General features: G+C 64.9%; 24 protein-coding genes. 15 read left to right on the top strand and 9 right to left on the bottom strand.

What is annotated here, in order from left to right:
* Positions 1-39: 39 nt before the first annotated feature.
* The 5 genes from K7G19_RS07860 (at position 40) to K7G19_RS07880 (ending at position 6,081) form a co-directional block, all read left to right on the top strand.
* Positions 40-1,785 carry an FAD-dependent oxidoreductase gene (locus tag K7G19_RS07860; protein WP_226106715.1) on the top strand — a complete coding sequence of 582 codons (1,746 nt, stop codon included), beginning with the start codon at positions 40-42 and terminating at the stop codon, positions 1,783-1,785.
* A gap of 37 nt (positions 1,786-1,822) precedes the next feature.
* Entirely contained in the window at positions 1,823-2,026 is a 204-nt protein-coding gene (locus K7G19_RS07865; RefSeq protein ID WP_150082883.1) for a DUF2783 domain-containing protein, read from the top strand.
* 181 nt (positions 2,027-2,207) lie between these two features.
* A complete protein-coding gene (locus tag K7G19_RS07870) occupies positions 2,208-3,530 on the top strand; it encodes an MFS transporter (RefSeq protein ID WP_226106717.1) in 1,323 nt (440 codons plus the stop codon).
* A 128-nt stretch (positions 3,531-3,658) separates the two neighbouring features.
* A complete protein-coding gene (locus K7G19_RS07875; protein ID WP_226106719.1) occupies positions 3,659-4,525 on the top strand; it encodes an NAD(P)H-binding protein in 867 nt (288 codons plus the stop codon).
* Positions 4,526-5,148: 623 nt separating this feature from the next.
* Positions 5,149-6,081: an MBL fold metallo-hydrolase gene (locus tag K7G19_RS07880; RefSeq protein WP_226106721.1), complete on the top strand. Its 933-nt coding sequence runs from the start codon at positions 5,149-5,151 to the stop codon at positions 6,079-6,081.
* A 152-nt stretch (positions 6,082-6,233) separates the two neighbouring features.
* Here the strand turns inward: K7G19_RS07880 and K7G19_RS07885 are convergent, their stop codons facing one another.
* Positions 6,234-6,983 (bottom strand): SDR family NAD(P)-dependent oxidoreductase, encoded by a 750-nt coding sequence (locus tag K7G19_RS07885; protein ID WP_226106723.1) that lies wholly within the window; start codon positions 6,981-6,983, stop codon positions 6,234-6,236.
* A gap of 104 nt (positions 6,984-7,087) precedes the next feature.
* On the opposite strand from K7G19_RS07885, the gene K7G19_RS07890 reads away from it, so the two are divergent.
* Positions 7,088-8,002: a LysR family transcriptional regulator gene (locus tag K7G19_RS07890; RefSeq protein WP_226106725.1), complete on the top strand. Its 915-nt coding sequence runs from the start codon at positions 7,088-7,090 to the stop codon at positions 8,000-8,002.
* 77 nt (positions 8,003-8,079) lie between these two features.
* On the opposite strand, the gene K7G19_RS07895 is transcribed toward K7G19_RS07890, so the two are convergent.
* The 7 genes from K7G19_RS07895 to acnB all read right to left on the bottom strand — a co-directional run bounded on the left by K7G19_RS07895 (position 8,080) and on the right by acnB (position 16,649).
* Complete coding sequence (locus K7G19_RS07895) at positions 8,080-8,910, bottom strand: alpha/beta fold hydrolase (protein WP_149316414.1); 831 nt, start codon at positions 8,908-8,910, stop codon at positions 8,080-8,082.
* Positions 8,911-9,820: 910 nt separating this feature from the next.
* The gene (locus K7G19_RS07900) at positions 9,821-10,648 is read right to left on the bottom strand and encodes a penicillin-binding protein activator LpoB (protein WP_226106727.1); all 828 of its coding nucleotides are present in this window, start codon (positions 10,646-10,648) and stop codon (positions 9,821-9,823) included.
* A 51-nt stretch (positions 10,649-10,699) separates the two neighbouring features.
* Positions 10,700-11,293, bottom strand: a complete 594-nt coding sequence (locus tag K7G19_RS07905) for a tetratricopeptide repeat protein (protein WP_149316416.1) — start codon at positions 11,291-11,293, stop codon at positions 10,700-10,702.
* Between the two features lie 229 nt (positions 11,294-11,522).
* Positions 11,523-11,990: a DUF2846 domain-containing protein gene (locus tag K7G19_RS07910; protein WP_226106729.1), complete on the bottom strand. Its 468-nt coding sequence runs from the start codon at positions 11,988-11,990 to the stop codon at positions 11,523-11,525.
* Between the two features lie 232 nt (positions 11,991-12,222).
* Positions 12,223-12,717 carry a hypothetical protein gene (locus tag K7G19_RS07915; protein ID WP_150082891.1) on the bottom strand — a complete coding sequence of 165 codons (495 nt, stop codon included), beginning with the start codon at positions 12,715-12,717 and terminating at the stop codon, positions 12,223-12,225.
* Positions 12,718-12,723: 6 nt separating this feature from the next.
* Entirely contained in the window at positions 12,724-13,791 is a 1,068-nt protein-coding gene (locus K7G19_RS07920) for an XRE family transcriptional regulator (protein WP_226106731.1), read from the bottom strand.
* Positions 13,792-14,057: 266 nt separating this feature from the next.
* Entirely contained in the window at positions 14,058-16,649 is a 2,592-nt protein-coding gene (acnB, locus tag K7G19_RS07925; protein WP_226106733.1) for a bifunctional aconitate hydratase 2/2-methylisocitrate dehydratase, read from the bottom strand.
* A 260-nt stretch (positions 16,650-16,909) separates the two neighbouring features.
* On the opposite strand from acnB, the gene K7G19_RS07930 reads away from it, so the two are divergent.
* The gene (locus K7G19_RS07930; RefSeq protein WP_150082892.1) at positions 16,910-17,404 is read left to right on the top strand and encodes a hypothetical protein; all 495 of its coding nucleotides are present in this window, start codon (positions 16,910-16,912) and stop codon (positions 17,402-17,404) included.
* Positions 17,405-17,481: 77 nt separating this feature from the next.
* Here K7G19_RS07930 and K7G19_RS07935 read toward each other — a convergent pair whose 3' ends face one another.
* On the bottom strand, positions 17,482-18,762 hold the full coding sequence (locus K7G19_RS07935; protein ID WP_226106735.1) for an esterase-like activity of phytase family protein: 1,281 nt from the start codon (positions 18,760-18,762) through the stop codon (positions 17,482-17,484).
* Between the two features lie 240 nt (positions 18,763-19,002).
* Between K7G19_RS07935 and fliL the strand changes: the two genes are divergently transcribed.
* The 8 genes from fliL to K7G19_RS07975 all read left to right on the top strand — a co-directional run bounded on the left by fliL (position 19,003) and on the right by K7G19_RS07975 (position 25,259).
* On the top strand, positions 19,003-19,482 hold the full coding sequence (gene fliL / locus K7G19_RS07940) for a flagellar basal body-associated protein FliL (protein ID WP_023265181.1): 480 nt from the start codon (positions 19,003-19,005) through the stop codon (positions 19,480-19,482).
* Between the two features lie 141 nt (positions 19,483-19,623).
* Positions 19,624-20,631 carry a flagellar motor switch protein FliM gene (gene fliM, locus K7G19_RS07945; protein WP_150082893.1) on the top strand — a complete coding sequence of 336 codons (1,008 nt, stop codon included), beginning with the start codon at positions 19,624-19,626 and terminating at the stop codon, positions 20,629-20,631.
* A complete protein-coding gene (fliN, locus tag K7G19_RS07950; RefSeq protein ID WP_006576009.1) occupies positions 20,624-21,061 on the top strand; it encodes a flagellar motor switch protein FliN in 438 nt (145 codons plus the stop codon). The genes fliM and fliN overlap by 8 nt, the downstream gene beginning before the upstream one ends.
* Complete coding sequence (fliO, locus tag K7G19_RS07955) at positions 21,058-21,603, top strand: flagellar biosynthetic protein FliO (protein ID WP_226106737.1); 546 nt, start codon at positions 21,058-21,060, stop codon at positions 21,601-21,603. Before fliN ends, fliO begins: the two co-directional genes overlap by 4 nt.
* Positions 21,600-22,388, top strand: a complete 789-nt coding sequence (gene fliP, locus K7G19_RS07960; protein WP_150082895.1) for a flagellar type III secretion system pore protein FliP — start codon at positions 21,600-21,602, stop codon at positions 22,386-22,388. Before fliO ends, fliP begins: the two co-directional genes overlap by 4 nt.
* Positions 22,389-22,439: 51 nt before the next feature.
* Positions 22,440-22,709 (top strand): flagellar biosynthesis protein FliQ, encoded by a 270-nt coding sequence (fliQ, locus tag K7G19_RS07965; RefSeq protein WP_149316426.1) that lies wholly within the window; start codon positions 22,440-22,442, stop codon positions 22,707-22,709.
* 99 nt (positions 22,710-22,808) lie between these two features.
* Positions 22,809-23,594: a flagellar biosynthetic protein FliR gene (fliR, locus tag K7G19_RS07970; protein ID WP_226106739.1), complete on the top strand. Its 786-nt coding sequence runs from the start codon at positions 22,809-22,811 to the stop codon at positions 23,592-23,594.
* A gap of 273 nt (positions 23,595-23,867) precedes the next feature.
* Positions 23,868-25,259 carry an MFS transporter gene (locus tag K7G19_RS07975; protein WP_226106741.1) on the top strand — a complete coding sequence of 464 codons (1,392 nt, stop codon included), beginning with the start codon at positions 23,868-23,870 and terminating at the stop codon, positions 25,257-25,259.
* Positions 25,260-25,290: the final 31 nt, after the last annotated feature.

The raw sequence follows: 25,290 nt of genomic DNA on the forward strand, positions 1-25,290 counted from the left end.
TCGGTATCGGCATCCAGGATGGTGGAAGGAGACAACAAGATGGCGGTCGACTATCAACGATTGACCTTTGAATACCGGCCGTGCGCGGAGCAATCGGCTACCAACGCGATGCATCCGGTCGTGGTCATCGGTGCCGGCCCGGTAGGCCTGGCCACCGCGATCGACCTGGCCCAGCAAGGCATCGAGGTCGTACTGCTGGACGACGATTGCACACTGTCGACCGGCTCGCGCGCGATCTGCTTTGCCAAGCGCACGCTGGAGATCTTCGATCGGCTTGGCTGCGGCGATCGCATGGTGGACAAGGGCGTGCGCTGGAATCTCGGCAAGGTGTTCCTGCGCGACCAGATGGTCTATGCGTTCGATCTTCTTCCCGAAAGCGGACATCGCCGGCCGGCCTTCATCAACCTGCAGCAGTATTACGTCGAAGGCTTCCTGCTCGAGCGCGCGCTCGAACTGCCGAATCTGCAGATCCGCTGGAAGAACAAGGTGGTCGGCATCGAGCGCCGCGATGAGGGCGGCGCGGATGCCACCGTCACGCTGACCGTGGAAACGCCCGATGGCACATATCCAGTGCGGGCTCGTTATGTCGTCGCCGCCGACGGCTCGCGCAGCCCGATGCGCAATCTGCTGGGCCTGGACAGCAAGGGCCGCACCTTCAAGGACCGCTTCCTGATCGCGGATATCCGGATGGAAGCCGGCTTTCCAAGCGAGCGCTGGTTCTGGTTCGATCCGCCCTTCCATCCGAATCAATCGGTGCTGCTGCATCGGCAGCCCGACAACGTCTGGCGTATCGATTTCCAGCTGGGCTGGGACGCGGACCCGGTGCTGGAGAAATCGCCGGAGCGCGTCATTCCTCGCGTGCAGGCCCTGCTCGGCCCGGATGCGAAATTCGAGCTCGAATGGGTCAGCGTGTACACGTTCTCGTGCCTGCGCATGGACAGCTTCCGGCATGGCAACGTGCTGTTCGCCGGCGACTCGGCGCATGGCGTGTCGCCCTTCGGCGCGCGCGGCGCCAATAGCGGCGTACAGGATGCGGACAATCTGGCCTGGAAACTGGCCCACGTGCTGCGCGGCGAGGCGCCGGACGCGCTGCTCGACACCTATGCCAGCGAGCGCGAATACGCGGCGGACGAGAACATCCGCAATTCGACTCGCTCCACGGACTTCATCACGCCGAAGAGCCAGGTAAGCCGTGTGTTTCGCGATGCGGTACTGACGCTGGCGGCGAAGCATCCGTTTGCGCGGACGCTGGTCAATAGCGGGCGCCTGTCGGTGCCGAGCGTGCTGGCCTCGTCCCCGTTGAATACGGTCGACACCGATGCCTTCGCTGGCGCCATGATTCCTGGGGCGCCGTGTGCCGAGGCGCCGGTCGAGGCCGATGGCGCCGAGGATTGGCTGCTGTCGCAGCTGCATGGCGGATTCAGCTTGCTGGTCTACGGCCATCCCGACGATCTCGATGCGGAGGCCGACAGGCAGATCGCCGCGCTCCGCGGTCAAGCCGGTGCACCACGGATGCTGTTCGTCGCGCCGGACGGTCATCGCGCTGCCCGGACATCGGACATTGCTGTGGTCAGGGATCGCGACGGCATCGTGGCGCAACGCTACGACGCGGTGCCGGGTACCGCGTATCTGATTCGTCCGGATCAACATGTCTGCGCACGCTGGCGTGCGGTGGATGCGGGACGGGTGATGGAGGCGATGGCTCGGGCTCAAGGCAAGCGTCTGGCGGAGACTGCGCCGGCGGCGCGAGGAACACCGGCCTGCGCCGAAGCGCTCGCGGCATGATCCCCAGCAAGCGGCAACGACATCCCCCGGAGACACCATGCCCCTTATCACCGCCCCCAACCTCGCCCGTCCCGACGACTTCTACGAAGCCTTGATCGACATGCACCGCGATCTGGACGATGCGCAAAGCCAGGCGGCCAACGCCCGCCTGATCTTGCTGCTGGCCAACCATATCGGCGACCACGAGACGCTGCTGTCGGCGCTGCAACTGGCGCGCGAGGCCGAAACGGCCGCGGCCTGATTCGACGGGATACGCGACGAGATACGCGACAACATATTCGACGAACGACAGGGCGCGCTCGCGCCAACGGTTGATACACGACGGAATCCACTCCGGGCCCACGGTGCGCAAGACACCGGCCCGTTAAGGGCGGCGCGATCCGCCCCTCTTTTTCCTCCTTCCTGCTTTACGGAGACAAAGCATGTCCCAACTCCACGCGGGCACCGCGACGCCCCCGCTCGCCCTCGCACACGAACAAGACGCCCTGCACCAGAAGATCTGGCTGCGCATCGTCCCCTTCCTGTTCGTCTGCTACGTCATTTCCTTCCTTGACCGCATCAATATCGGCTTCGCGCAATTGCAGATGAAGCAGGACCTCGGCTTCAGCGATGCAATGTACGGACTCGGCGCCGCGGTGTTCTATGTCGGCTATGTACTGTGCGAAGTGCCAAGCAATATGCTGCTCGCCCGCTTCGGCGCTCGGCGGACTTTCACGCGGATCATGCTGCTGTGGGGCGCCGTCTCGGTGGGAATGGCCTTCGTCTCCACGCCGGCGCAGTTCTACACGCTGCGTTTCCTGCTCGGCGTATTCGAGGCCGGCTTTTTCCCCGGCATCGTGCTGTACATGACCTACTGGTTCCCCGCGCATCGGCGCGCGGCCGTGATGGCCATCTTCTTCGCGGGTGTCGCGATCGCCGGCGTATTGGGCGGCTTGGTCTCCGGCTGGATCATGCGCGATATGGCCGGCGTGATGGGGCTGTTCGGCTGGCAATGGATGTTCGCCATCGAAGGCGCGCCCGCCGTGCTGCTCGGCTTGATCGCCGCCTGGTATCTGGTTGACAGCCCCGCCGACGCCAAATGGCTGACCGCTAGCGAGAAGGCGCTGCTGGCACGGCAACTGGAAGGCGAGCAAGGCAGCCACGCGGCCCATACGCTCGGCGCCCTGCGCGAGGCGCTGCGCAACCCCAGGCTGTATGTGTTCGCGTTTATCTATTTCGCGCTGACCTGCGGCTCGCTGACGCTGAATTTCTGGATGCCGCTGATGATTCGCGATTTCGGCATTACCGATGTCGTGTCGATCAGCTTGTATAGCGTCATTCCGAATGCCGTGGGCGCCGTCGGTCTTATCCTGATCGCGCGGCATTCGGACCGCACCGGCGAGCGGCACAAGCATTTCCTGCTGTGCTGCTGCGGCGGTGCCCTGGCGCTCGCGCTGCTGACCCTGCGACTGCCGCATTTCGGCGCGATGCTGGCGATCCTGTCTGTGGCGGCGGTGCTGATCTTTGCGGCGCTGCCGATCTTCTGGTCGCTGCCACGCAGCTATTTGCCCGGGCATACCGCTGCAACCGGACTCGCGTTCATCAGCAGTGTCGGCATTACCAGCGGGATCGTCAGCCCGTGGGTGATCGGGCAGGTCAAGGTTCAGACCGGCAGCATGGACAACGCGCTGTATCTGTTGGCGAGATTGCTGGTGGCGGCCGGGGTCGTCATGTGGAAAGTGGTGCCGAGGGATGCGGGGCGGTAATCGTCGCCAGTTCGGCCATTTCAAGGGGAATTGCCAACGCCGCTTCGGTCTTTGATATGGTTTCGACATGAGCAATGACTTATGCGTCCATTCCCGACAACGGCTCAGGGGACGCGGGAGGCAAGCACATGTACGTCATCATGGGCGGTACCGGACATGTTGGATCGGCGACAGCGGATGCGCTGCTCGCCCGCGGCCAGGCGGTCACCATCGTGACCCGTTCGGCCGCCCGCGCCGCGAAATGGCGCGACAAGGGCGCCGCGGTCGTCGAGGCGGACGTGGAAGACGTGGCGTCACTGCGGGCCGCGTTTCAGCGGGGACGCCGAGCGTTCCTGCTCAATCCGCCCGCCGATACCAGCAAGGACACCGATGCGATCGAGCGGCACACGGTGGCCAACATCCTTGCCGCGCTTCAGGGCTCGGGGCTGGAGAAGGTCGTCGCCGAATCCACAGGCGGCGCCCAGCCCGGCGAGCGCATCGGCGATTTGAGCGTCCTGTGGGAGCTCGAAGAAGGACTGCGCCGCCAACCGATTCCTGCGGCGATCAATCGCGCCGCTTACTACATGAGCAATTGGGATTGGCTGCTCGATACGGTACGCAGCACGGGCAAGCTGCCGACGATGTTTCCTGCCGATCTACCAATCCCCATGGTGGCGCCACGCGATTTGGGGGAAGCGGCAGCAGCCAGGCTGATGTCCCCGCTCGACGATGTTGGCGTCCGCCATGTGGAAGGGCCACGGCGGTATTCATCCGAAGAGGTTGCGATGGCCTTCTCGCAGGCACTTCGGCGGCCCGTTCAGGTCGAAGTCGTGCCGCGGGAGAAGTGGAAGGAGACGTTTGTGGGGCTGGGGTTCTCGGATGCCGCTGCCGATTCCTATGCGCGGATGACCGCCGTCAGTGTGGACAGTCGGTTCGATTTGTCCGAGGAACCGATGAGGGGTGGGACGGGGCTGGAGGAATACATCGAAAGACTGGTGGCCGAGGGCGATGCGTAGGGCCACGTTCTCGCTCGCATCTCGCCGACTCTCAATTCAGCCGGGCACTTCCCGCAAATCGGCCCATCAGCAGCGAGCGTCCGCTGGTTTGATCATTTCTTCCTGCCTTTATCGTAATGCCACTTGATGGCGAAGAACATGCCCGTGCCCAACACGAGGACCTTGAACGCGATAAAGACGATAGGGAACCAATCCATCATTTGAGTACTTCCAGGCCATGGCCTGACGCTATTGATTGTGAGAAGCACGGCCCCGGAACGCTGCTTCTGCAGTTTTATTTCCTGTTCAAGCCGTCGTCGAATCCAGCTTCGATCATAACATCGCACGCCATGCGCCGTGCGCCTGGTCTGAGCGACAGCCCCACCAAGCGCTTCGATTTTTCGTCCCTATCCTCCAGCAAGAAGACGGATCGCGCGTGTTGTCGCCCGTCGGAGATTGTTGCCGTTCGGTCAACATACTGAAGGCCGCCGCGACTCTACTGCCAATCGCCCCTCCTGCCTACACTCGGTGGCAACGATCGTTGCACAACCCGTGCGACGGTCGAGGAAGATGTCCGCGCAGCGAAACGGACCTCGCCTGCCGCATCGTGCGGCTTACCCACTCAATGGACAGGACTCCAGAAAATGAGCGAAACAATCCGCAATGTGCAGCCGGTGACCGTCAACCTTGGCAACGCAGGTTCCGGCGAACTCGTTCCCTCCCGCTACGCCGTGCGCATCGGTGACGTCGACGTCGTGCTGATCAGCGATGGCATTCTGCCGCTTCCGACCAGTACCATGTCGACCAACGTGAGCCAATCGGACCGCAACGAATGGTTCGATAGCCGCTTCCTGCAACGTGACATGTTCGACTGGGCGCTGAATATCGCGCTCGTGCGTAGCGGCGAACGCCTGATCCTGATCGATTCGGGCCTCGGTGACGGATTCGAATACTTCTCGCGCGCCGGTCGGTCGGTGATGCGGCTGGAATCGGCCGGTATTGATCTGGCTGCCATCACCGATATCGTCATCACCCATATGCACATGGATCATGTCGGTGGCCTGAACGTGGATGGCGTCAAGGCCCGCCTGCGGCCGGACGTACGCATTCACGTAGCGGCCGCGGAAGTCGAATTCTGGAAGAATCCGGACTTCAGCCAGACGGTCATGCCGGAAGCGGTTCCTCCCGCCTTGCGCAAGGCGGCCGCCAAGTTCGTCGAGCTCTACAGCAAGAACCTCGTGCTGTTCGATCAGACCGTCGAAGTCGCAGCGGGCGTGTCGGCGCGTGTAACGGGTGGACACACCCCGGGGCACTGCGTCGTGGATGTTGCATCGAAGGGCGAGAAGCTGACCTTCGTGGGCGATGCCATCTTCGAAGTCGGCTTCGACAATCCCGCTTGGCAGAATGGCTTCGAGCACGAGCCGGAAGTCGCTGTGGACGTGCGTATCGCGCTGCTTAACGAAGCCGCCGAGACCGGCGCTCTACTGGCCGCGGCGCATGTCGCCTTCCCGTCCATCGGTCACGTCGCAAAGAACGGCGGGAGTTTCCGCTTCGTTCCGGTGCAGTGGGATTACTGATCGATACTCGACGACAAACCGTCATCGAGTCGATTGCGACGATGATCGCGAGAAAAGCGCCGAGGGTTCAAAAGACCCGCGGCGCCTTTCTTTCCAATCACGGCAGCGCTGCCAGCCGGCCCCAACAGCGAGGCGGTTTGCCGTCAGCAATATCAGGTCAGCGCGATCCCACCATCGACGCGCAGGTTCACGCCGGTGATGAAGGTGCCTTCCTCACTGGTCAGCATCAGTGCCGCCGATGCAATCTCCTCGGCACGCCCAAGGCGACCAAGCGGAATGGCACCTGCCACGGCTGCCTCGAAAGCTGGCCGGTCACCGTCGGCAACGCCCAGCTTGGACAGAATCGGCGTATCGACGGGACCTGGGCTGATGACGTTCACCCGAATGCCGCGCGCCTTGAACTCGAGCGCCCAGCTCTGCGCAAACGCCTCAATTGCCGCCTTGGAACCTGCATAGACGGCGTGTCCATCGAGCACCTTGGCACTGGCAATCGAACTGACAAGGAGAACGGAGCCACCGTCGCGCAACACCGGCACGATCTTCTGCACGCCGAAGAACACAGCTCGCGTGTTGGTGGCGAACTGGGCGTCGTATTCGTCGATGTCAACCTGGGCGGACGGCCTGATCTGGTTCATGCCCGCGTTGGCCACGTAGATGTCGGCCCCGCCAAACCGCTTGACGACCTCTGCCGACACGCGATCATGCGTGGACAGATCGGCGATATCGCCTGTCAGGCCACTCGCGCGCGGCCCCAGTTCGGCAACCGTCGCATCAACGGCGTCCGCGCGCCGGCCGACGATGAGCACCTGGGCCCCCTCGTTGACGAACCGCCTTGCCATCGCCAATCCGATACCGCTGTTGCCGCCCGTAATCACCGCGACCTTTCCTTCAAGCTTGCCCATCGTGTACCTCGACATTCCTGTTTGATGAGATTGAAAATCTAGAGGATCCGTCGCAAGGCGAGCAGCCCTGCATTGGGCGCATGACTTGTGCCAAATTGTCTTCCATGTCGATAGAACGCCTCCATGGCCTTTCAGCCTTTGTCCGTGCGGTAGAAGCGGGTTCGTTCACCAGGGCCGCCAGGCTCCTCGGCACTACGCCCTCGGCCATTTCGAAGAGCGTGTCGCGACTTGAAGCCCGATTGGGCGTGAAGCTCTTTCACCGATCTACCCGCGCCTTCGCACTGACCGACGAAGGGACCGTCTTCTACCGACGCGTCGCGCCGCTGGTGCGAGGACTCGAGGAAGCAAGCGAGGGGTTGATTGCGCCGTCGGAGATGGCGGCGGCAGGTCATCTTCGCATCAGCATGCCGGCCGATCTGGGCGCCACATTGCTGGCCGCGATCGCGTCGAAATTGATGCCGCGCCATCCGCGCCTGTCCCTGGACGTCAGCTTCAGCGACCAGCACGCCGATCTGATCCGCGAGGGGTTCGACCTGGCCTTCCGCGCCGGACACGCACCTGACAGCGGCCTGCATGCACGGCACCTGACAACCCTTCCTGTGGTGCTCGTGGCCTCGCCTGCGTACCTGGAACGTTGCGGGGAGCCTCGCACGGCGGCGGACCTGCTGCACCATCGCCATGTGCGTTATCGGTTGGCAGGACAAGTCATGCCGGTCACGCTTGCCGACGGCACGCGGCTGCAGACGAAGGGGTCCTTCGATGCCGACAATGGCGCTGCGATGCGCACGGCAGCGCTCAGCGGCCTGGGTATCGCGCAGCTGCTGCACGTCGCCGTGCAGGCTGACCTCGATGCCGGCCGGCTGCAGCGTGTAGTGCCAGCGTTGGCGCTACGCGCGGTACCGCTGCAGGTGCTGCACGGATTCGGTCGACGGATGCCGGCGCGCGCAAGCGTACTGGTGGACTTTGTCGCGGCGGAGCTTGCCGGCCAGACCAAAGGCGCGCACGCGATGCGAGCGTGAGCCGATGCGAGTGCTGATGGGGGCGACTGCCGGTCCGCTTCGAAGCGGACCCGGCAGTTGTCTGCGGCTTCCGCCGATCAGGCCTTCAGGAACTCCAGGAGATCCGCGTTGATGACCTCCGCCTGCGTCGTCGGCATTCCGTGCGGGAAGCCTTTGTACGTCTTCAGGATGCCTTTCTTCAAGAGCTTGGCCGACAAGGGGCCCGATTCCGAGTAGGGCACAATCTGATCGTCATCGCCGTGCATCACCAGCACGGGTAAATTGATCTTCTTCAGATCCTCGGTAAAGTCGGTCTGCGAGAACGCCACGATGCCGTCGTAATGCGCCTTCGCGCTGCCCATCATGGCTTGTCGCCACCAGTTCTGGATAAGGCCTTCCTGAGGCTTTGCGCCCGGCCGGTTGAAACCATAGAACGGCCCCGCGGGAAGATCCCGGAAAAACTGTGCCCGATTGGTGGCCGTCTGCAATTGCAGGCCGTCAAACACCTCCTTCGGCAGGCCGCCCGGATGGGATGACGTCTTGACCATCAGCGGCGGAACCGCGGCAATCAGGCAAGCCTTCGAGGCCCGCTTCTCGCCGTGCCGCGCCAGGTAGCGCACGACTTCGCCACCGCCAGTGGAGTGACCCACGTGGATGGCGCCCTTGAGATCAAGATGGCTTACCACCGCTGCCAGGTCGTCGGCGTAGTGGTCCATATCGTGTCCTTGCCAAACCTGCGACGAGCGGCCATGGCCGCGCCGATCATGGGCAATGACGCGATAGCCCTTGGCAAGGAAGAACATCATCTGGGCGTCCCAATCGTCGGAGCTCAGCGGCCATCCATGAGAGAAGACGATCGGCGTCGCATCGGCAGGACCCCAGTCCTTGAAGAAGATCTGGACACCGTCCTTGGTAGTGACATAGTTCATGGCGAAATTCCCCTGTGAGGTTGCCGCGGTCTTCTGCGCGGTGGACGTCGTCGAAGCAGCCGTGGCCGTGAAGGGCAAGGACGCAGCTACCGCGGCACTCGTTCCGAGCGAGAGCAGTTGGCGGCGGGTGATTCCCTCAGAGACGGACGGCGATGTAGATGCAGGTTTCATGGCATCAAGACTCTTGTCAGGTCGTGCGAACAAAATGAACGGATAAAGCTCCGAGCGAAGGTCCCCCGTCTTTCACTGGACGAACGATTGGCGAAGTGAGTGAATCAGGAAAACGGATGGGCATCGCACCCACCGCCATCGCAATGGATCGATGTATTGGTACTTGACGGGTTGCGTTGAATCCTAGCCACCATTGTTTGTAGGCACTAGGCGCGCGTGTAGAAACAGCATGTTGTCCGCGGGGCGCCAATTCCCTCACCCGATGGCGAAGCGCGTCGGGTGCCAAGTATTTGGCTCGCCTTTGTGCGCGCGTGGCGATACCCGCGGAATCTCGAGAAGACAGCGAGCGATGGGGCGAGGGCTCGGACAAGGGCCCAAAAATTCAGGGTGCCGCCGTTCCGGTGGTCGCCGGCTGGCTGGCGGGGCTGGCTATTTGCTGTCGGGCGGCATCACGCCCGGCCCCTCTGCCTCAGCCATCAGCAGGGGCCGCCGTGCTTCCTGGCCCAAACGAAAAACGCCCCGACAAGGCCATGAGGCCTGCCGGGGCGCGGCGATGATCGCCTTCTTCGCATACTTCCCGGTGGCCGGGTTGTATCGCGGTCGCGTAAGGTCTTGCGGGCTCTCGCGGGACAAAGGTCCCCTACGCGGTAATGCAGAACCGATCCCCCCGCGCTCCATGCATCCACCGGCTTCTGGCGAGCGGCAGATGACGGCAAACGCGGGCGATCGTCGAAGGAATTTACGAGCCGACCTTCAGCCGCCCGCCTCGTCCCAGTCCGCCCTTGACCTCCTGCGCCTTGTAGTTGCGCAGCGAGATCACCATGTTGTTGTACGCGTCCATGAATGCCGCGACGGTGGCCTTGCCTTCCGGCGTGCGAGAGAAACCACCCAGGCCGCCGGCCGTATTGCCGCCGAACGCGCCCAGGGCGGCGCCAAAGTTCGTCGCCGTCGAATTGCCTTCCGAGATGGAGACCTGCACGCCCGAACGGATGTCGAACATGGTCAGCGTCACGACCGATGCCTTGCTTTGCATGGCACCGCCCACAAGCGCGCCGACGCTGCCGAACAGGCCGCCAACACCGGCAGCCAGCTGGCCGGTGGAGTCGTTGTCGATGATGATGGCCGGCTCCATGTAGTAGTCGGCCGCTACGCGCTGGCCCTTCTGCTGGCGCGAGCCTGCGCGGAATTCACCGGAATTGCGCTGCTTGTCGGTGATGTTCGACAGCTTGCTTTCGGTGCGATTGTTGCCGATCGACGTGATCACGAAGCAGTTCGACTGCTGCACGGCCAGACGGATCAGCGGCTCGATGCTGGTGACCTTGGTGGCCGCGCCAAAGCTCGCGTACCACTCCTTGCCCCGGCCGTCGTCCACCGCCAGCGTGCCCAGCGGCGCGTCGCAACGCTCCAGGGAAGCATTGGCATTCACGCTGGTGGCGCCACCCGCGGCGCCGGTGGCAGCGGTGGGCGCGGTGCCGGTGCTGATCAGACCGCCGCCGGCCGTGGCGCAGCCAGCGAGAACCAGAGACGCGGCCAATGCGGCCGCGCGCAAGGAAATATTCTTGGGCATGATAGGGCGTTCCTGTCGAGGAAATTGACGAAAAAATCCGGGTGGGAAGGCTTAGCGGTGATACCAGCCGGAAGGGCCCCATACCCAGTAATACGGATAGCTGCTGTACCAGGCAATCCAGGAGGTGCGATAAGCCTCGCGGACTCGGTACGCGCTTTGTTCGTCTTTCTTGGCAGCCTGAGCCTGCGGAATCAACTCTTTGGCTTCCTTGCTGCCCTTGGCTGCGGCTCGCATCAGCCAAGCCTCGGCTTCGGCAGGGTCCGAACCCATTTCCTCAAAGCCCATCAGATAAATTCGGCCAAGCGCCAGTTGCGCCTGCGTATGACCGTTGTCGCCGGCCTTGCGCAGCCATTCCAGGGCCTGATAGCTGTCGCGCTTCACGCCGTCGCCGCGCAGAAGGCGCAGGCCCAGGTCGTAGGCCGCGTCCGGATTCTTCTCGGCCACGTTGGCCAATGCCTGCATACGCGGATCGGCTTCGTTCGACGCGAGTTGCGCTGTTGCTACGCGTCGATCCTGTTCGGTGCAGGCATTCCCGTCGCACAGGCGCACCGTGGACGAGCGCGGTGCCAACTGTTCTTCAGGCGTTTGCGCGCAACCGGCAAAGCCCAAAGCCGTGGCCAACAGCAATGGAACAAGAACACGCATGGATGACCCCCCGAGGTCTGCTTTTGTTCGTTTTGTATTTGTTCGCCTTTTGAGAAGGCGTATGGATTGTATTTTCGGCGTGGAATATTTGCACCCAACCGCCGTAGGTGTGCGGCCTTCGTTGCACCGTGCGAAGAGGTCGCGTAACGAGGGGCGTTCGGGGATTGCCGGGGGAAGCGCGGTCGGACAATACGCTCACGGCGCGTGACCGACCGCCAAATCAGACGTCTTACTGGCTGCAGGTGCCCGACTTTGCCAATTCGAGCTTGGCCACGTCGGCCTTGCCTTGCTCTTCGGGAATCAGCTCCAGATCGGCCCCGCCAACAAAAGCGCCGAGCTTGATGAACTGGCGCACAAAGTAGTTCTTGCCGGCTTCCATGGCCACTTCCAGGGCGTTCGGCGAAAACTCCGATTCCGTTTCGATCTTGTGCTTCTTGCCGCCTTCGACCTGCGTGTAGAAGAACACGTCCGATGCGCTTTCGCCCAGGCACTTGCCGTCCACCCAAATGTCCTTCTTCAGCGACTTGCCGACGAAGCTATTGCGGTAGACATAGATTCCAGAGTTGCCTGCGCTGGGGGCGCTGAACTGCTTGGCCTGGTCGGACTGCTCCTTGCTCGCCATGTCGACGGACGCGCAGCCGGTCAACGCCAGGGTAGAGACGGCAAGGATAGTGATAATGCTGTGATTGATCTTCATTTTATGAATCTGGGAAGCGGTAGTGGCAGAAGGCCAGGACGAAAATAAGCGCGGCAAATACGTTCGCGGGTCGCTGTGCGCCGACCGATACCGACGTGATGGCGTCGCACGCGCAACGGGAACGCTCCTGGCTATCGACCACAGTCCGCTATTTCCGTACCCCTCCATCGTTGGGTACCTGTCTCGCTGTCAGGCTGACCAGAGCTGTCATCTCAGCTTTACATCGACCGAACTACGCCGGCGCCCAAGCGCTCAGTCGAATCCTCACCTCACCTTGCGGCAACCGACACCGCGGATGCGCAGCTATCCGAGACAATCCTTCGTGAAGCTGAGAACTCGACAACACCCCTGAAGACGCCATTTGATCGAGCAGCCAAAGCAGCCCATACACCTTTCCCAGCCTGGATATAGCTTCGGCTCGCAACTCCCCGTCTCCCGTGACAAGAACGTGGTTCGGCCGTGTGGCGCAACTGAGCGCAAAGCAATCCGGCAGTGACAACTTTCGCCGTTCGGTTCTCACTCGCTGGGCGAATGCCACTTCATCGGGCGTGAGGGCCACCACTCCAAGCCCCAGCTTCCTCAAGAGCGGCCCGTTTTCCGCTTCGAGCTCCCGCTCGTAGAGCAGATCGGGCACGATCATCGTCAAGCCGCACGAAAACGAGGCTTCGAGCAATCCCCCTCGTTCCAAATCGATCAGAACAGACGTATCCGAAACGAGGATGATCATGGCGAATCAGTGGACGTGCCCCATCAAGCGGCGATCCAGTTCGCGGACGCTGATCCTGAGCAGCTCAGCGCCTTTCGCTTCCGAAATGGCCTGCTCTGCGACGGCTCGCAGGCACATGCGTTCCATGCGTTGTGGCACTTCGGCCGGAAGCTTGTGAGGTTCATTGGATCCGGGGCTGTTCCAGCCCATTCCCCGAATTTGTCCCCACAGGCGGCCGTAGGCGGCCTTCGATATCACGCCAAGCTGCGAGCACCGTACTGCCAGCGACGCAACGCTGACCTGGAAAATCTTCTTCAGCTCCACCAGTTCGCCGATCGAAATGGACGTGCGATGGCTGCCCAATAGCCGAGTCATCATTTCCTTCGGCATCAGCAAGGCGCCGGCAAAGCGGTCCGCCGCCTTTTCCTGCTCCGCGTCGCTCAACTCCGCGAAGCAGAGCACCAGATGCCCAAGCTCGTGCGCCAGCGTGAAGCGTTGACGCTCGCCGTTGTGATTCTTGTTGATGACGATCACGGGGACATCGCGCTGCCCGCTTTGCTGGACGAACGCCTTGGAGCCCGAGAAACACTCTGGCAGATCGAGCGCGATCACCTTGATGCCCATGTCTTCGAGCAATTCGGTCATTGCCGGGATCGGGTCGGTCCCCAGCGACCAGAGGCGCCGCAGCGTGTCCGCGGCAGGTTCGGCATCTTCGATATCACCGATGGCGAACGCGGCGCCGCGTGGCGGAGACCAGGCGCCGTCCTCCGCCGCCAGCAGTTCTTCCAGCTCGAGATAGCGCTCGACGTGATCCAGTACCGCCGCCTCGACCGCGCGCTCCTCCCTCGCAGCCGTATGGGGCGCCTTGCGAAAGTCGACGCCGGTCAGCTCGATCTTCCGTTCGCTGAGCAGGAATTCGGGGGAGACGCGCAGCGCCTTCGCCATGGCAAGAAGTACGGTGGAACTCGGCATCATCTCGTCTCGCTCGTATTTGCCGATGGCTTGTGCAGACACCAGGCCCTCGATGGTCGCTTCGAGGTCGCGCAAGGAAAGGCCGAGCGCCTCACGTGCCCTCTTCAGTCGGTTTCCAATCATCGCACCTCCCGGGCAGGCTAGTTTACAACTATGGTGATTTCATTATTGTTTGTAAACCGATGACGGTCAAGCCGACACAAGACCCCGCTCGGGAGGACGCGGCAACAGAATCGCCCTCCAACAAGTCGCGCCAAGACAAAAAGCCCCGGAGACTTTCGCCTCCGAGGCTTTCCAACAGCAACAAATCCAAAAGCAGTTCAGCTCAGTCCCTGGGGCTCGGGACAATCGCCAACCCAAACCCCAAAGACCAGATCAAATCCCTGCCATCAAACCGTCACCGTATCCGCCACCCCCTTGAAGTCCTCGATCTGATCGAAGTTCATGTAGCGGTAGATCTTGTCGCCATTGGCGTTGAGCACGCCCATGTCGGCCATGTACTCTTCCTTGGTCGGGATGCGGCCGAGGCGCGAGCAGATGGCGGCCAGTTCCGCGGAGCCCAGATACACGTTGGTGTTCTTGCCCAGGCGGTTCGGGAAGTTGCGGGTCGAGGTCGACATCACCGTCGCGCCTTCGCGCACCTGTGCCTGGTTGCCCATGCACAGCGAGCAGCCCGGCATTTCGGTCCGCGCGCCGGCGGTGCCGAACACGCCGTAGTGGCCTTCCTCGGTCAGCTGCTTCTGGTCCATCTTGGTCGGCGGCGCGACCCACAGCTTGACCGGGATGTCGCGCTTTCCTTCCAGCAGCTTCGACGCGGCGCGGAAGTGGCCGATGTTGGTCATGCAGCTGCCGATGAACACTTCGTCGATCTTGGCGCCGGCGACGTCGGACAGCGTCTTCACGTCGTCCGGGTCGTTCGGGCAGGCGACGATCGGCTCGTGCACGTCGGCCAGGTCGATCTCGATCACGGCGGCGTACTCGGCGTCGGCGTCCGGCTCGAGCAGCTTCGGATCGGCCAGCCACGCTTCCATCGCCTTGATGCGGCGCGACAGGCTGCGGGCGTCCTGGTAGCCCTCGGCGATCATCCACTTCAGCAGCGTGATGTTGCTGTTGATGTATTCGATGATCGGTTCCTTGTTCAGGCGCACCGTGCAGCCGGCGGCCGAGCGCTCGGCCGAGGCGTCGGACAGTTCGAACGCTTGCTCGACCTTCAGGTCGGGCAGGCCTTCGATTTCCAGGATGCGGCCGGAGAAGATGTTCTTCTTGCCCTGCTTGGCAACGGTCAGCAGACCCTGCTTGATCGCATACAGCGGGATCGCATTGACCAGGTCACGCAGCGTGACGCCCGGCTGCATCTTGCCCTTGAAGCGGACCAGCACCGATTCCGGCATGTCCAGCGGCATCACGCCGGTGGCGGCGGCAAAGGCCACCAGGCCCGAGCCGGCCGGGAAGCTGATGCCGATCGGGAAGCGGGTGTGCGAGTCGCCGCCGGTGCCGACGGTGTCGGGCAGCAGCATGCGGTTCAGCCACGAGTGGATGACGCCGTCGCCCGGGCGCAGCGAGATGCCGCCGCGGGTGCTGATGAATTGCGGCAGCGTGTGGTGCGTCTTGACGTCGACCGGCTTCGGATAGGCGGCGGTGTGGCAGAACGACTGCATCACCAGGTCGGCCGAGAAGCCCAGGCAGGCCAGGTCCTTCAGTTCGTCGCGGGTCATCGGGCCGGTGGTGTCCTGCGAGCCCACCGAGGTCATCTTCGGTTCGCAGTAGGTGCCCGGGCGGATGCCCTTGCCTTCCGGCAGGCCGCAGGCGCGGCCGACCATCTTCTGCGCCAGCGTGTAACCCTTGCCGGTGTCGGCCGGGTTCTGCGGCAGGCGGAACAGCGTCGACGGCGCCAGGCCCAGCGCTTCGCGCGCCTTGGCGGTCAGGCCGCGGCCGATGATCAGCGGAATGCGGCCGCCGGCGCGCACTTCGTCGAACAGCACGTCGGACTTGACCTGGAATTCGGCGATGACTTCGCCGTTCTTCAGCGCCTTGCCCTCATAGGGACGCAGCTCGACCACGTCGCCCATTTCCATCTTCGACACGTCGAGCTCGATCGGCAGCGCGCCGGCGTCTTCCATCGTGTTGTAGAAGATCGGGGCGATCTTGCCGCCCAGGCACACGCCGCCGAAGCGCTTGTTCGGCACGAAGGGGATGTCTTCGCCGGTGAACCACAGCACCGAGTTGGTGGCGGACTTGCGGCTCGAGCCGGTACCGACCACGTCGCCGACGTAAGCGACCAGGTGGCCCTTTTCCTTCAGCGCTTCGATGAACTTGACCGGGCCGCGCTTGCCGTCTTCCTCGGGCTGGAACGCGGCGCCCTCGCGCTTGTTCTTCAGCATCGCCAGCGCGTGCAGCGGGATGTCGGGGCGGGTGGTGGCGTCCGGCGCCGGCGACAGGTCGTCGGTATTGGTTTCGCCCGGGACCTTGAAGACGGTCACGGTCAGGCTTTGCGGGACTTCCGGACGGCTGGTGAACCATTCGGCGTCGGCCCAGCTTTGCAGCACGGCGCGCGCATTGGCGTTGCCCTTGTCGGCCTTTTCCTTGACGTCGTGGAAGGCGTCGAACATCAGCAGGGTCTTCTTCAGCGCGTCGGCGGCGACGGTGCCGACTTCGGCGTCGTCCAGCAGCTCGATCAGCGGCGAGATGTTATAGCCGCCGAGCATCGTGCCGAGCAGTTCGGTGGCACGGGCGCGGCTGATCAGCGCGCAGGCTTCCTTGCTGAGGGCGACGGCGGCCAGGTACGAGGCCTTGACCTTGGCGGCGTCATCGACGCCGGCGGGCACGCGGTAGGTGATCAGGTCCAGCAGGGTCTGCTCTTCGCCGGCGGGCGGATTCTTCAGCAGTTCGATCAGTTCGGCGGTCTGCTGCGCGGACAGCGGCAGCGGAGGAATGCCAAGCGCGGCGCGTTCGGCGACATGGGCGCGATAGTTTTCGAGCATGGGAGCCTGCGGGGTGATAGAGGAATAGGGGTTAAACAACACCGTTGTGATCGCGATTGTACGCTCAACGCCGGTCCTCGGTCAAACGTCTTATATCTTATATAAGACTTAGGACTGACGACCTGGCAACAGCCACGCGACACTGCCCCGCCGTTACCGGGTGTAACCGCCGTAAGTCGTTGGCAACAAAGGGAAACGGCGGCCCCAGGGCGCCTCGCCGCGCGGTACAACTGAGGCTGCCGAATCATGGGGAGAACGGTGTGAATGCAGGAATTTTTGCCCTGCGCCGAGGGCTGGCCGCCATGGCCATGTGCGGCGTGACGATGCTGGCCGGCCAGGCACAGGCGCAGCCTGTCGAATCCGGCCCGATGACGGTGGCCGGCACGCTGGTCGTCAACGGGCCGGTGACGGTGCAGGGCCCGGTCGAGGTCGATGGCCGCGTGCGGGTACGCGGGCCGGTCACCGGGCAATGGTTCGAGACGGACGACGGCCCGTCGATGCGGGGGGCGCCGCAGCGCACCTTCAACGGCCCGCTGACCGTGCATGGCCCCCTGCGCGTGCAGGGCGACCTGATCGTCAACGGGCCGCTGGAAGCGGCCGGGCCGATCCGTGCCGCCCGCATCCGGGCCGACGGGCCGGCGCGACAGCGGCAATACGGCGAGGACCGCCGCGGTTATCCGCCGGCCTACCAGCAGGGCTATCCGGACCAGCCATACGACGGCCGCGGCTACGACGGGTACGGCTACGGGCGCTGACGGCGGCTGACGTGGCTGACGGTGGCTGACGGCGGCTGACGAAAGCCGAGGAACGCCGCCAGCGCCGGCCCCCTCTTCTACTCCGGCACCACCTCGAACGCCAGCACCTGCGTGATCTGCGTCGCGTTGAAGTTGTTGTCCGACACCAGCACCAGGCTGTCGCGGCCATTGGCCAGCTTCGGTCCCCAGGCCATGCCCTCGATGTTGTCGACGGTCTTCAGCCCCAGCGCGTTCAGGTTCTGCACCAGCCGTTTCCGCACCGGCACGTAGCTGGCGCCGGCCAGCCGGTCCAGGTTGCGCACGTCGGTCGCGCCGCGGATATCGATCTGGTACAGCCGCACATAGGTAGTGAAGTTGCCATCGGCGCCCTGCACGCCGGCGCGCTCCAGCGTCAGCAGCCGGTTGTCGTCGATCGCCAGGATCTCGGTCACGCCGTTGTCGGCGCTGCGCCCCGGGGCTGGCGCGGCCGGGATTGCGTCGAGTGGATAGACATACTGCGCCAGCACATTGCCGTTGCGGTCGTAGCGCAGCAGCCGGGAAACCGAGCCGGACGACGGCGTCGGCAGCGGCCCGTCCTGGTACAGCGGCCCCTCCATGCTGACCCACAGCGACTTGCCGGCGGCCGACAGCGACAGTCCCTCGAACGTCGCGTTGTTGCGCGAGCCGGTTTCCTGCGTGGGCGACATTTGGAACGCCGCCGGCAGCGGCAGCGTCCCGCTCAGCGTGCCGTCCGTGCGGGCCCGCGCGACGAAGGGATCGAGGCCGAGCACGCGATCGCCCTCGCTGGTCCACCACAGGCCGCCGGTGGACGGATCGAAGCGGATCGCCTCGGGATCGGGCACGACGCCGCCCGCCGTGCGGTTGGGGTAGGCACTGCCGTCGGCCTGGCGCAGCGTCACGACGCTGGCGATCTGCACCGGCTGCAGGCGAGCCGAGTCATAGCTGATCCGCGCCGTATAGAAGCGCGCCGGCTGCTTGTCCGAGCGGTCGTCCGAGACCAGATACCAGAGATTGGCCGCGGGATCGTAGTCGATGCCGGACAGGCCGCCCACCGTGGTGCCGCCGACCTGCAGATCGTTGGGCAGCGTCTGCTCGCCGATCAGCCGGACCGCGCCCACCGAACGCCGCGGGCCGTCGTCCTGGTCGTCATCGCCCCCGCAGGCGGCGAGCAGCGCGGTCGACATCACCAGCGCGGCGAGGCCCACTACCCGGGTCCCGGCACGGCGGCCGGGCGCGCCGGCCGGCGCAATGGCCGGCGCAATGGCGGGCGCATCGGCGGACGCAACGACGGCCTCGATCGAAGGATCGAGGGAAGTGGCGACGGAACAGGCGGCGGAACGGACGGCGGGACGGCGCATGCGCAGGCTCTCGTGGATGGAAATCCCGCGAGTCTGGCGCCCGGCAATGACCCGCCGATGACAGCCCGCTCAAGTTCCGCCGGCCACCAACGTTAACCCATGAGATGACCGTCCGCTGCCGCCGACGGTCGCTCCCGCTCGACTCAAACGGCCAAGCTGAGCGGGTTTCCCCCTTTTTTTCGGCCCATTGCCCGCCACCGATTCACCGAGAATGGCGTGGCATTCCGATACAGGCATCTCATGGCGAAAACGCTCACGACTCCCCAGGCACCCAGCTCCAGCAAGCGCGGGGTGCTGATTCTCGCCGGTGTCGCGGTCGCGGCCGTGCTGGGCGCGGGAAGTTTCTTCCTCGGCAGCCTGCTGAACAACCGCGCACCCGCCGCGCCGGCCGCCCCCGTGGTTCCGGCGCCGATCTTTGTCGCGCTCGACGCCTTCACCGTCAACCTGAAGGGCGAGGACGGCGACCGCTTCCTGCACACCGGCCTGTCGGTCAAGGTGGCCGACACGCAGACGCAGGCGCGCATCGCCGAATATCTGCCGGAGGCGCGCAGCCGCATCCTGCTGTTGCTGTCGGCCAAGCAGCCGCCGGAGCTGTCGACCGTCGAGGGCAAGCAGAAGCTCGCCGAAGAAATCAAGCAGGCGCTGGCAAAGCCGTTCGCACCGGCGCTGCCGAGCCAACAGATCGTGGATGTCCTGTTCACTTCCTTCGTGGTGCAGTAAGCCCGTGCCCTGCCCCGCTTGCCAACCCGATATGAAGCCGACCACCCGACTCTCGCCCGCCGATGCGCACCTCGCGCGCGCCCAGGCCGGCGTGCGCGCGGCGCTTCTTTAATCCAGTCGTTCATTGGGGCAGGACATTAAATGGCTTACGACAAATTCCTCTCGCAGGATGAAGTAGACGAGCTGCTCAAGGGCGTATCCGGCGAGGCCGAGACGCCCGAGGCCGTGGCGCCGGTCTCCGAAGACGGCGTGCGGCCCTACAACCTGGCGACCCAGGAGCGCATCGTCCGCGGCCGGCTGCATACGCTGGAAATCATCAACGAGCGTTTCGCGCGCCAGCTGCGCACGGCGCTGTTCAACTTCATCCGCCGCGGCGCGGATATCTCGGTCGGTTCGATCAGGATCGAGAAATACGGCGAGTTCGTGCGCAACCTGCCGGTGCCGACCAACCTGAACCTGGTCCACATGAAGCCGCTGCGGGGCACCGCGCTGTTCGTGTTCGACCCGAACCTGGTGTTCCTGGTCGTCGACAACCTGTTCGGCGGCGACGGGCGCTTCCATACGCGCGTCGAGGGCCGCGACTTCACGCAGACCGAGCAACGCATCATCCGCCGCATGCTGGATCTGGCACTGGCCAGCTATGGCCACGCCTGGCAGGCGGTCCATCCGATCGAGTTCGAATACGTCCGCTCGGAGATGCACACCAAATTCGCCAACATCGCGATCCCCAACGAGGTCGTGGTGACCACCGCCTTCCATATCGAGCTGGGCGCGGTCGGCGGGCAGATGCACGTCTGCTTCCCGTACTCGATGATCGAACCGGTGCGCGATCTGCTGATGAATCCGCTGCAGGATGAAGTCGAGGTCGACAAGCGCTGGCTGCAGCAGCTGTCGCAACAGCTGCGCGCCGCCGAGGTGGAACTGGTGGCCGAGTTCGCGCATCTGCGCAGCACCGTGGCAGAAGTGCTGGCGCTGCGCGCCGGCGACGTGCTGCCGATCGAGCTGCCCGAGAACGTGATCGGCAAGGTCGACGGCGTGCCGGTCATGCAGTGCAGCTACGGCACGATGAACGGCCAGTACGCGCTGCGTGTGCAGCGCATGTTCAATCATCAAGACAGCGATTCCAACAAGGAAACCGACCATGACTGACGGCAAAGAGGACAAGCCGGCCGATCCGATGGACGACTGGGCGAGCGCCCTGGCCGAGCAAACCAGCGCGACCGCTGCGCCTGAGCCCGCCGCCACGGTGGCGACGGCCACGCCCGCGGCCGCGACGGTCTTCCAGCCGCTGGAGCGCGAAGCGTCGAGCGGCTTCCACAACGATATCGAGATGATCCTCGATATCCCGGTGCAACTGACGGTCGAACTGGGCCGCACCAAGGTACCGATCAAGAGCCTGCTGCAACTGGCGCAAGGTTCGGTGGTCGAGCTCGACGGCCTGGCCGGCGAGCCAATGGACGTGCTGGTCAACGGCTATCTGATCGCGCAGGGCGAGGTGGTGGTGGTCAACGACAAGTTCGGCATCCGCCTGACCGACATCATCACGCCGTCCGAACGCATCCGGAAGCTGAACAAATGAAACCCGCTCGGGGCCGCGCATTGCGGCCCGCGCCTGGCACGCGCTCGTACGCGGCCCGCTCGATCTGCGGTGCGGCGACCGGCCTGCCGGTCCTCGCGCACGCGGCCGATGCGGTGACCGGCGCGACCGGTGCCGGCGCGCTCGCGCAGGCCGGTCTCGGCCTGTTCGCGATCATTGCGCTGATCCTCGGCCTTGCCTGGCTGGCGCGCCGCGCCGGCCTGGTGCGGCATGTCCAGGGCGGTGTGATGAAAGTCGTCGGCAGCACCAGCCTGGGCGCACGCCAGCGCCTGCTGCTGGTCGAGGTCGGCGATACCTGGCTGGTGCTCGGTGTCAGCGCCGGCGAAATCCGCACGCTGCATACGCTGCCGGCCGGCTCCGCATCGCCCGGCGAGGCGATCGCCGCGATGGCCGGCACGGGCGGCATGCGCGGCACGGGTTCGACGCCGATGTCGCCGCAAGCCCCGTTCGGCGACAAGGCCACCTTCGCGCAGAAGCTGCTGCGCTCGATGCAACAGAACCTGCAACAGACCCTGAAGTCATGAACACCATGTACGCCGCCAGCCGGCGTCGGTCCGGAGCGCCGCTGACGCTGACGCTCGGCCTGCTGCTGGCCGCCGCTCTCGCGCTCGGCACCGATCCCGCGGCCGCGCAGGCGCTGCCGGGCATCGTCAGCCGCCCCGGCCCCGGTGGCAGCCAGACCTGGTCGCTGTCGGTCCAGACGCTGGTCCTGCTGACCTCGCTGTCCTTCCTGCCGGCTGCCCTGCTGATGATGACGGGCTTCACCCGCGTGGTGATCGTGCTCGGCCTGCTGCGCACCGCGCTCGGCACGGCCACGTCACCGCCGAACCAGGTGCTGATCGGCCTGTCGCTGTTCCTGACCTTCTTCGTGATGTCGCCGGTGCTGGACCGGGTCTACACCGAGGCCTACAAGCCGCTGTCGGAGAACCGCATCAGCCTGGAGCAGGCGGCCGAACGCGCCGCCGCGCCGATGAAGGCCTTCATGCTGAAGCAGACCCGCGAGAAGGACCTCGCGCTGTTCGCGCAGATGGCGAAAACGCCGGAGATGCAGGGCCCCGAAGACGTGCCGCTGCGCGTGCTGGTGCCGGCCTTCGTCACCAGCGAACTGAAGACCGCGTTCCAGATCGGCTTCACGATCTTCATCCCCTTCCTGATCATCGACCTGGTGGTTGCCAGCGTGCTGATGGCGATGGGCATGATGATGGTGCCGCCGGCGACGATCTCGCTGCCGTTCAAGCTGATGCTGTTCGTGCTGGTCGATGGCTGGCAGCTGCTGCTGGGCTCGCTGGCGCAGAGCTTCCTGACCTGACGTGCCACCTTCGATGTACCACGCCGACGCCGCAAGCGCACCGGAGGCCAAATGACGCCGGAAACCGTAATGACCATCGCCACCCAGGCGATGAAGATGACGCTGCTGCTGGCCGGCCCGCTGCTGCTGGTCGCGCTGATCGCGGGCCTGGCGATCAGCCTGTTCCAGGCCGCCACGCAGATCAACGAAATGACACTTTCGTTCATCCCCAAGCTGCTGGCGCTGTTCATCACGCTGGTGCTGGTGGGGCCGTGGATGATCAACACCTTCGTCGACTACATGCGCGAGGTGTTCGAGGGCATTCCGGGGCTGGTGCGCTGAGCCGGCCGTGAGTCGGCTACGTGCGGCACGGATGACGACGCAGCTAGCGACGCGGATAGCGGCGCAGACAACGACAACCACGGCAAGAGGCGAGACGCGATGGTATCAGTGACCACGGCCCAGCTCTACGAATGGATTGCGGCCTTCCTGTGGCCGCTGTTCCGGCTGCTCGCGCTGATCGCCACCGCGCCGCTGTTCAGCGAGGGCACCATACCACGGCAGGCCAAGATCGGCCTGGCCGCGCTGATCGCGATCGCGATCTCGCCGACCATCGAGAACCTGCCGGTGGTGCCGGTCTACTCCTTCGACGGCTTCCTGCTGATCCTGAACGAGATCGGCGTCGGCATCGCGCTCGGCTTCACGATGCGGCTGGTGTTCGCCGCGGTCGAATACGCCGGCGAAATCATCGGCCTGCAGATGGGCCTGTCGTTCGCCTCGTTCTTCGATCCGAGCGCCGGCGGCCAGACCATGGTGCTGGGGCGCTTCCTCGGCATCGTCGCGATGCTGCTGTTCCTGGCGCTGGACGGCCACCTGCTGATGCTGGCCACGCTGGTCGACAGCTTCTCGGCACTGCCGATCGGCGGCACGCCGTTGTCGGCCGATGGCTGGGCGGCCGTCGCACGTGCGGGTGGCACGGTGTTCTCGTCGGGCCTGCTGCTGGCGCTGCCGCTGGTGGCGGCGCTGCTGACGCTGAACCTGCTGCTGGGCATCCTGAACCGCGCTTCGCCGCAGCTGTCGATCTTCGCGGTCGGCTTCCCGGTCACGCTGGCCGGCGGCATGCTGCTGCTGATGCTGGTGATGCCGCAGATGAACGTCTACATGTCGCACCTGATCGAGAACGGGCTGTCGTCGCTCGAGAGCGTGCTCGGCCAGCTGGCGCGCTGATCGCGAACACCGGCACGGCGCCGGTTACGGGCGCGCACGGCGATGCCATGTCTGCAATGTCTGTGCGAAAGCGCGGCACGTGCGCATGATTCCAGCGCGCGCGATATACCACAACGCGGCGATTTGCGGGCGCGGGGCGCTGCGCCGATAATGTCGCCGCCCGGCGCCGGCCAGCATCGGGCCGCGCCATCGGTCCGCTCGCCGCGGCGTACTTGATGCGCGATCGCACCGGGCCGGCCAGCCGCCATCCTCGCCTTCCCCGCCGTACCGTCGATGCATTCAGATCAAGGTCTTCCCCATCCGCAACGCCAGTGGGCGATCCTCACCGTCTTCTGCGGCCTGATCATGGCCGTGCTCGACGGCTCGATCGCCAATATCGCGCTGCCGTCGATCTCCCGCCAGCTCGGCACCGATCCCGGCCATACGATCTGGGTGGTCAACGCCTATCAGCTGACGGTCACCGTCTGCCTGCTGCCGCTGTCCTCGCTCGGCGACATCCTCGGCTACAAGCGCGTCTATCGGATCGGCCTGGCGACCTTCCTGGTCGGCTCGCTGCTGTGCGCGCTGTCGGTCAACCTGCCGATGCTGGTGGCGGCGCGCGTGCTGCAGGGGATCGGCGGCGCCGGCATCATGAGCGTCAACACGGCGCTGGTGCGCTACATCTATCCGCCCACCAAGCTCGGACGCGGCATCGGCCTGAACGCGCTGGTGGTCGGCATCACGACCGGCATCGGCCCGTCGGTCGGCGCGCTGATCCTGTCGTTCGCCAGCTGGCAATGGCTGTTCGCCATCAACGTGCCGGTGGCGGTGATCGCGCTGAGCCTGAGCCGCTGGGCGCTGCCTGTCACGCCGCCGCAGCCGCGCGCGTTCGACTATCCGAGCGCGCTGCTGTCGGCGGTGGTGATCGGCCTGTTCGTGCTCGGCGTCGATGGCCTGGGCCATGACGGCCTGCGCCGGGCGGCGGTGGGCGGGTTGATCGCGGCCATGCTGCTCGGCTGGTGGCTGGCACGGATGGAGCGCGGCAAGGCGGCGCCGCTGGTGCCGGTGGACCTGTTCGCGAATCGCGCCTTCACGCTGGCGGTGGGCACGTCGTTCTGCTCCTTCATGACGCAGATGCTGGCCTTCGTCGCGCTGCCCTTCTATCTCGAATACCAGCTCGGGCGATCGCTGCAGGAGACCGGGCTGTTGATCACGCCGTGGCCGCTGATGGTGGCCGTGATGGCGCCGCTGTCAGGGCGGCTTTCGGATCGTTTCCCCGCCAGCGTGCTGGCCGGGCTAGGGCTCGCGCTGTTGTGCACGGGGCTGGTCCTGCTGGCGATGCTCGATCGCGGCAGCAGCAGCATCGACGTGCTGTGGCGCATGGCGATGTGCGGGCTCGGCTTCGGCCTGTTCCAGTCGCCGAACAACCGCGCGATGATCGGCGCGACGCCGCCGCATCGCAGCGGCGGCGCCAGCGGCGCGCAGGCGACCACGCGGCTGCTGGGGCAGACCACGGGCACCGCGGTGGTGGCCCTGCTGTTTGCGCTGGTGGGAACGTCGGCCTCGCGCACGGCGCTGGGCGTGGCGGCCTGCGTGGCGGCGGTTGGCGCGGCGGTCAGCCTGGCGCGCTTGCGCGGCGTGCCGGACCGGCTGGCGGAACGGGGTACTACTGCGCTCGAGGAATAACCGGGGCGGGGCTCCCCTCTCGCGCGCCCGG

Origin of the sequence: Cupriavidus sp. DB3 (assembly GCF_020418465.1) — a bacterium.
Taxonomy (GTDB): Bacteria; Pseudomonadota; Gammaproteobacteria; order Burkholderiales; family Burkholderiaceae; genus Cupriavidus; species Cupriavidus cauae.

What these genes read in the sequence shown, in the direction of transcription:
- K7G19_RS07860 (WP_226106715.1), top strand. Translation starts at nt 40, where the DNA reads ATGGCGGTCGACTATCAACGATTGACCTTTGAATACCGGCCGTGCGCG.
- K7G19_RS07865 (WP_150082883.1), top strand. Translation starts at nt 1,823, where the DNA reads ATGCCCCTTATCACCGCCCCCAACCTCGCCCGTCCCGACGACTTCTAC.
- K7G19_RS07870 (WP_226106717.1), top strand. Translation starts at nt 2,208, where the DNA reads ATGTCCCAACTCCACGCGGGCACCGCGACGCCCCCGCTCGCCCTCGCA.
- K7G19_RS07875 (WP_226106719.1), top strand. Translation starts at nt 3,659, where the DNA reads ATGTACGTCATCATGGGCGGTACCGGACATGTTGGATCGGCGACAGCG.
- K7G19_RS07880 (WP_226106721.1), top strand. Translation starts at nt 5,149, where the DNA reads ATGAGCGAAACAATCCGCAATGTGCAGCCGGTGACCGTCAACCTTGGC.
- K7G19_RS07885 (WP_226106723.1), bottom strand. Translation starts at nt 6,983, where the DNA reads ATGGGCAAGCTTGAAGGAAAGGTCGCGGTGATTACGGGCGGCAACAGC.
- K7G19_RS07890 (WP_226106725.1), top strand. Translation starts at nt 7,088, where the DNA reads ATGTCGATAGAACGCCTCCATGGCCTTTCAGCCTTTGTCCGTGCGGTA.
- K7G19_RS07895 (WP_149316414.1), bottom strand. Translation starts at nt 8,910, where the DNA reads ATGAACTATGTCACTACCAAGGACGGTGTCCAGATCTTCTTCAAGGAC.
- K7G19_RS07900 (WP_226106727.1), bottom strand. Translation starts at nt 10,648, where the DNA reads ATGCCCAAGAATATTTCCTTGCGCGCGGCCGCATTGGCCGCGTCTCTG.
- K7G19_RS07905 (WP_149316416.1), bottom strand. Translation starts at nt 11,293, where the DNA reads ATGCGTGTTCTTGTTCCATTGCTGTTGGCCACGGCTTTGGGCTTTGCC.
- K7G19_RS07910 (WP_226106729.1), bottom strand. Translation starts at nt 11,990, where the DNA reads ATGAAGATCAATCACAGCATTATCACTATCCTTGCCGTCTCTACCCTG.
- K7G19_RS07915 (WP_150082891.1), bottom strand. Translation starts at nt 12,717, where the DNA reads ATGATCATCCTCGTTTCGGATACGTCTGTTCTGATCGATTTGGAACGA.
- K7G19_RS07920 (WP_226106731.1), bottom strand. Translation starts at nt 13,791, where the DNA reads ATGATTGGAAACCGACTGAAGAGGGCACGTGAGGCGCTCGGCCTTTCC.
- acnB (WP_226106733.1), bottom strand. Translation starts at nt 16,649, where the DNA reads ATGCTCGAAAACTATCGCGCCCATGTCGCCGAACGCGCCGCGCTTGGC.
- K7G19_RS07935 (WP_226106735.1), bottom strand. Translation starts at nt 18,762, where the DNA reads ATGCGCCGTCCCGCCGTCCGTTCCGCCGCCTGTTCCGTCGCCACTTCC.
- fliL (WP_023265181.1), top strand. Translation starts at nt 19,003, where the DNA reads ATGGCGAAAACGCTCACGACTCCCCAGGCACCCAGCTCCAGCAAGCGC.
- fliM (WP_150082893.1), top strand. Translation starts at nt 19,624, where the DNA reads ATGGCTTACGACAAATTCCTCTCGCAGGATGAAGTAGACGAGCTGCTC.
- fliN (WP_006576009.1), top strand. Translation starts at nt 20,624, where the DNA reads ATGACTGACGGCAAAGAGGACAAGCCGGCCGATCCGATGGACGACTGG.
- fliO (WP_226106737.1), top strand. Translation starts at nt 21,058, where the DNA reads ATGAAACCCGCTCGGGGCCGCGCATTGCGGCCCGCGCCTGGCACGCGC.
- fliP (WP_150082895.1), top strand. Translation starts at nt 21,600, where the DNA reads ATGAACACCATGTACGCCGCCAGCCGGCGTCGGTCCGGAGCGCCGCTG.
- fliQ (WP_149316426.1), top strand. Translation starts at nt 22,440, where the DNA reads ATGACGCCGGAAACCGTAATGACCATCGCCACCCAGGCGATGAAGATG.
- fliR (WP_226106739.1), top strand. Translation starts at nt 22,809, where the DNA reads ATGGTATCAGTGACCACGGCCCAGCTCTACGAATGGATTGCGGCCTTC.
- K7G19_RS07975 (WP_226106741.1), top strand. Translation starts at nt 23,868, where the DNA reads ATGCATTCAGATCAAGGTCTTCCCCATCCGCAACGCCAGTGGGCGATC.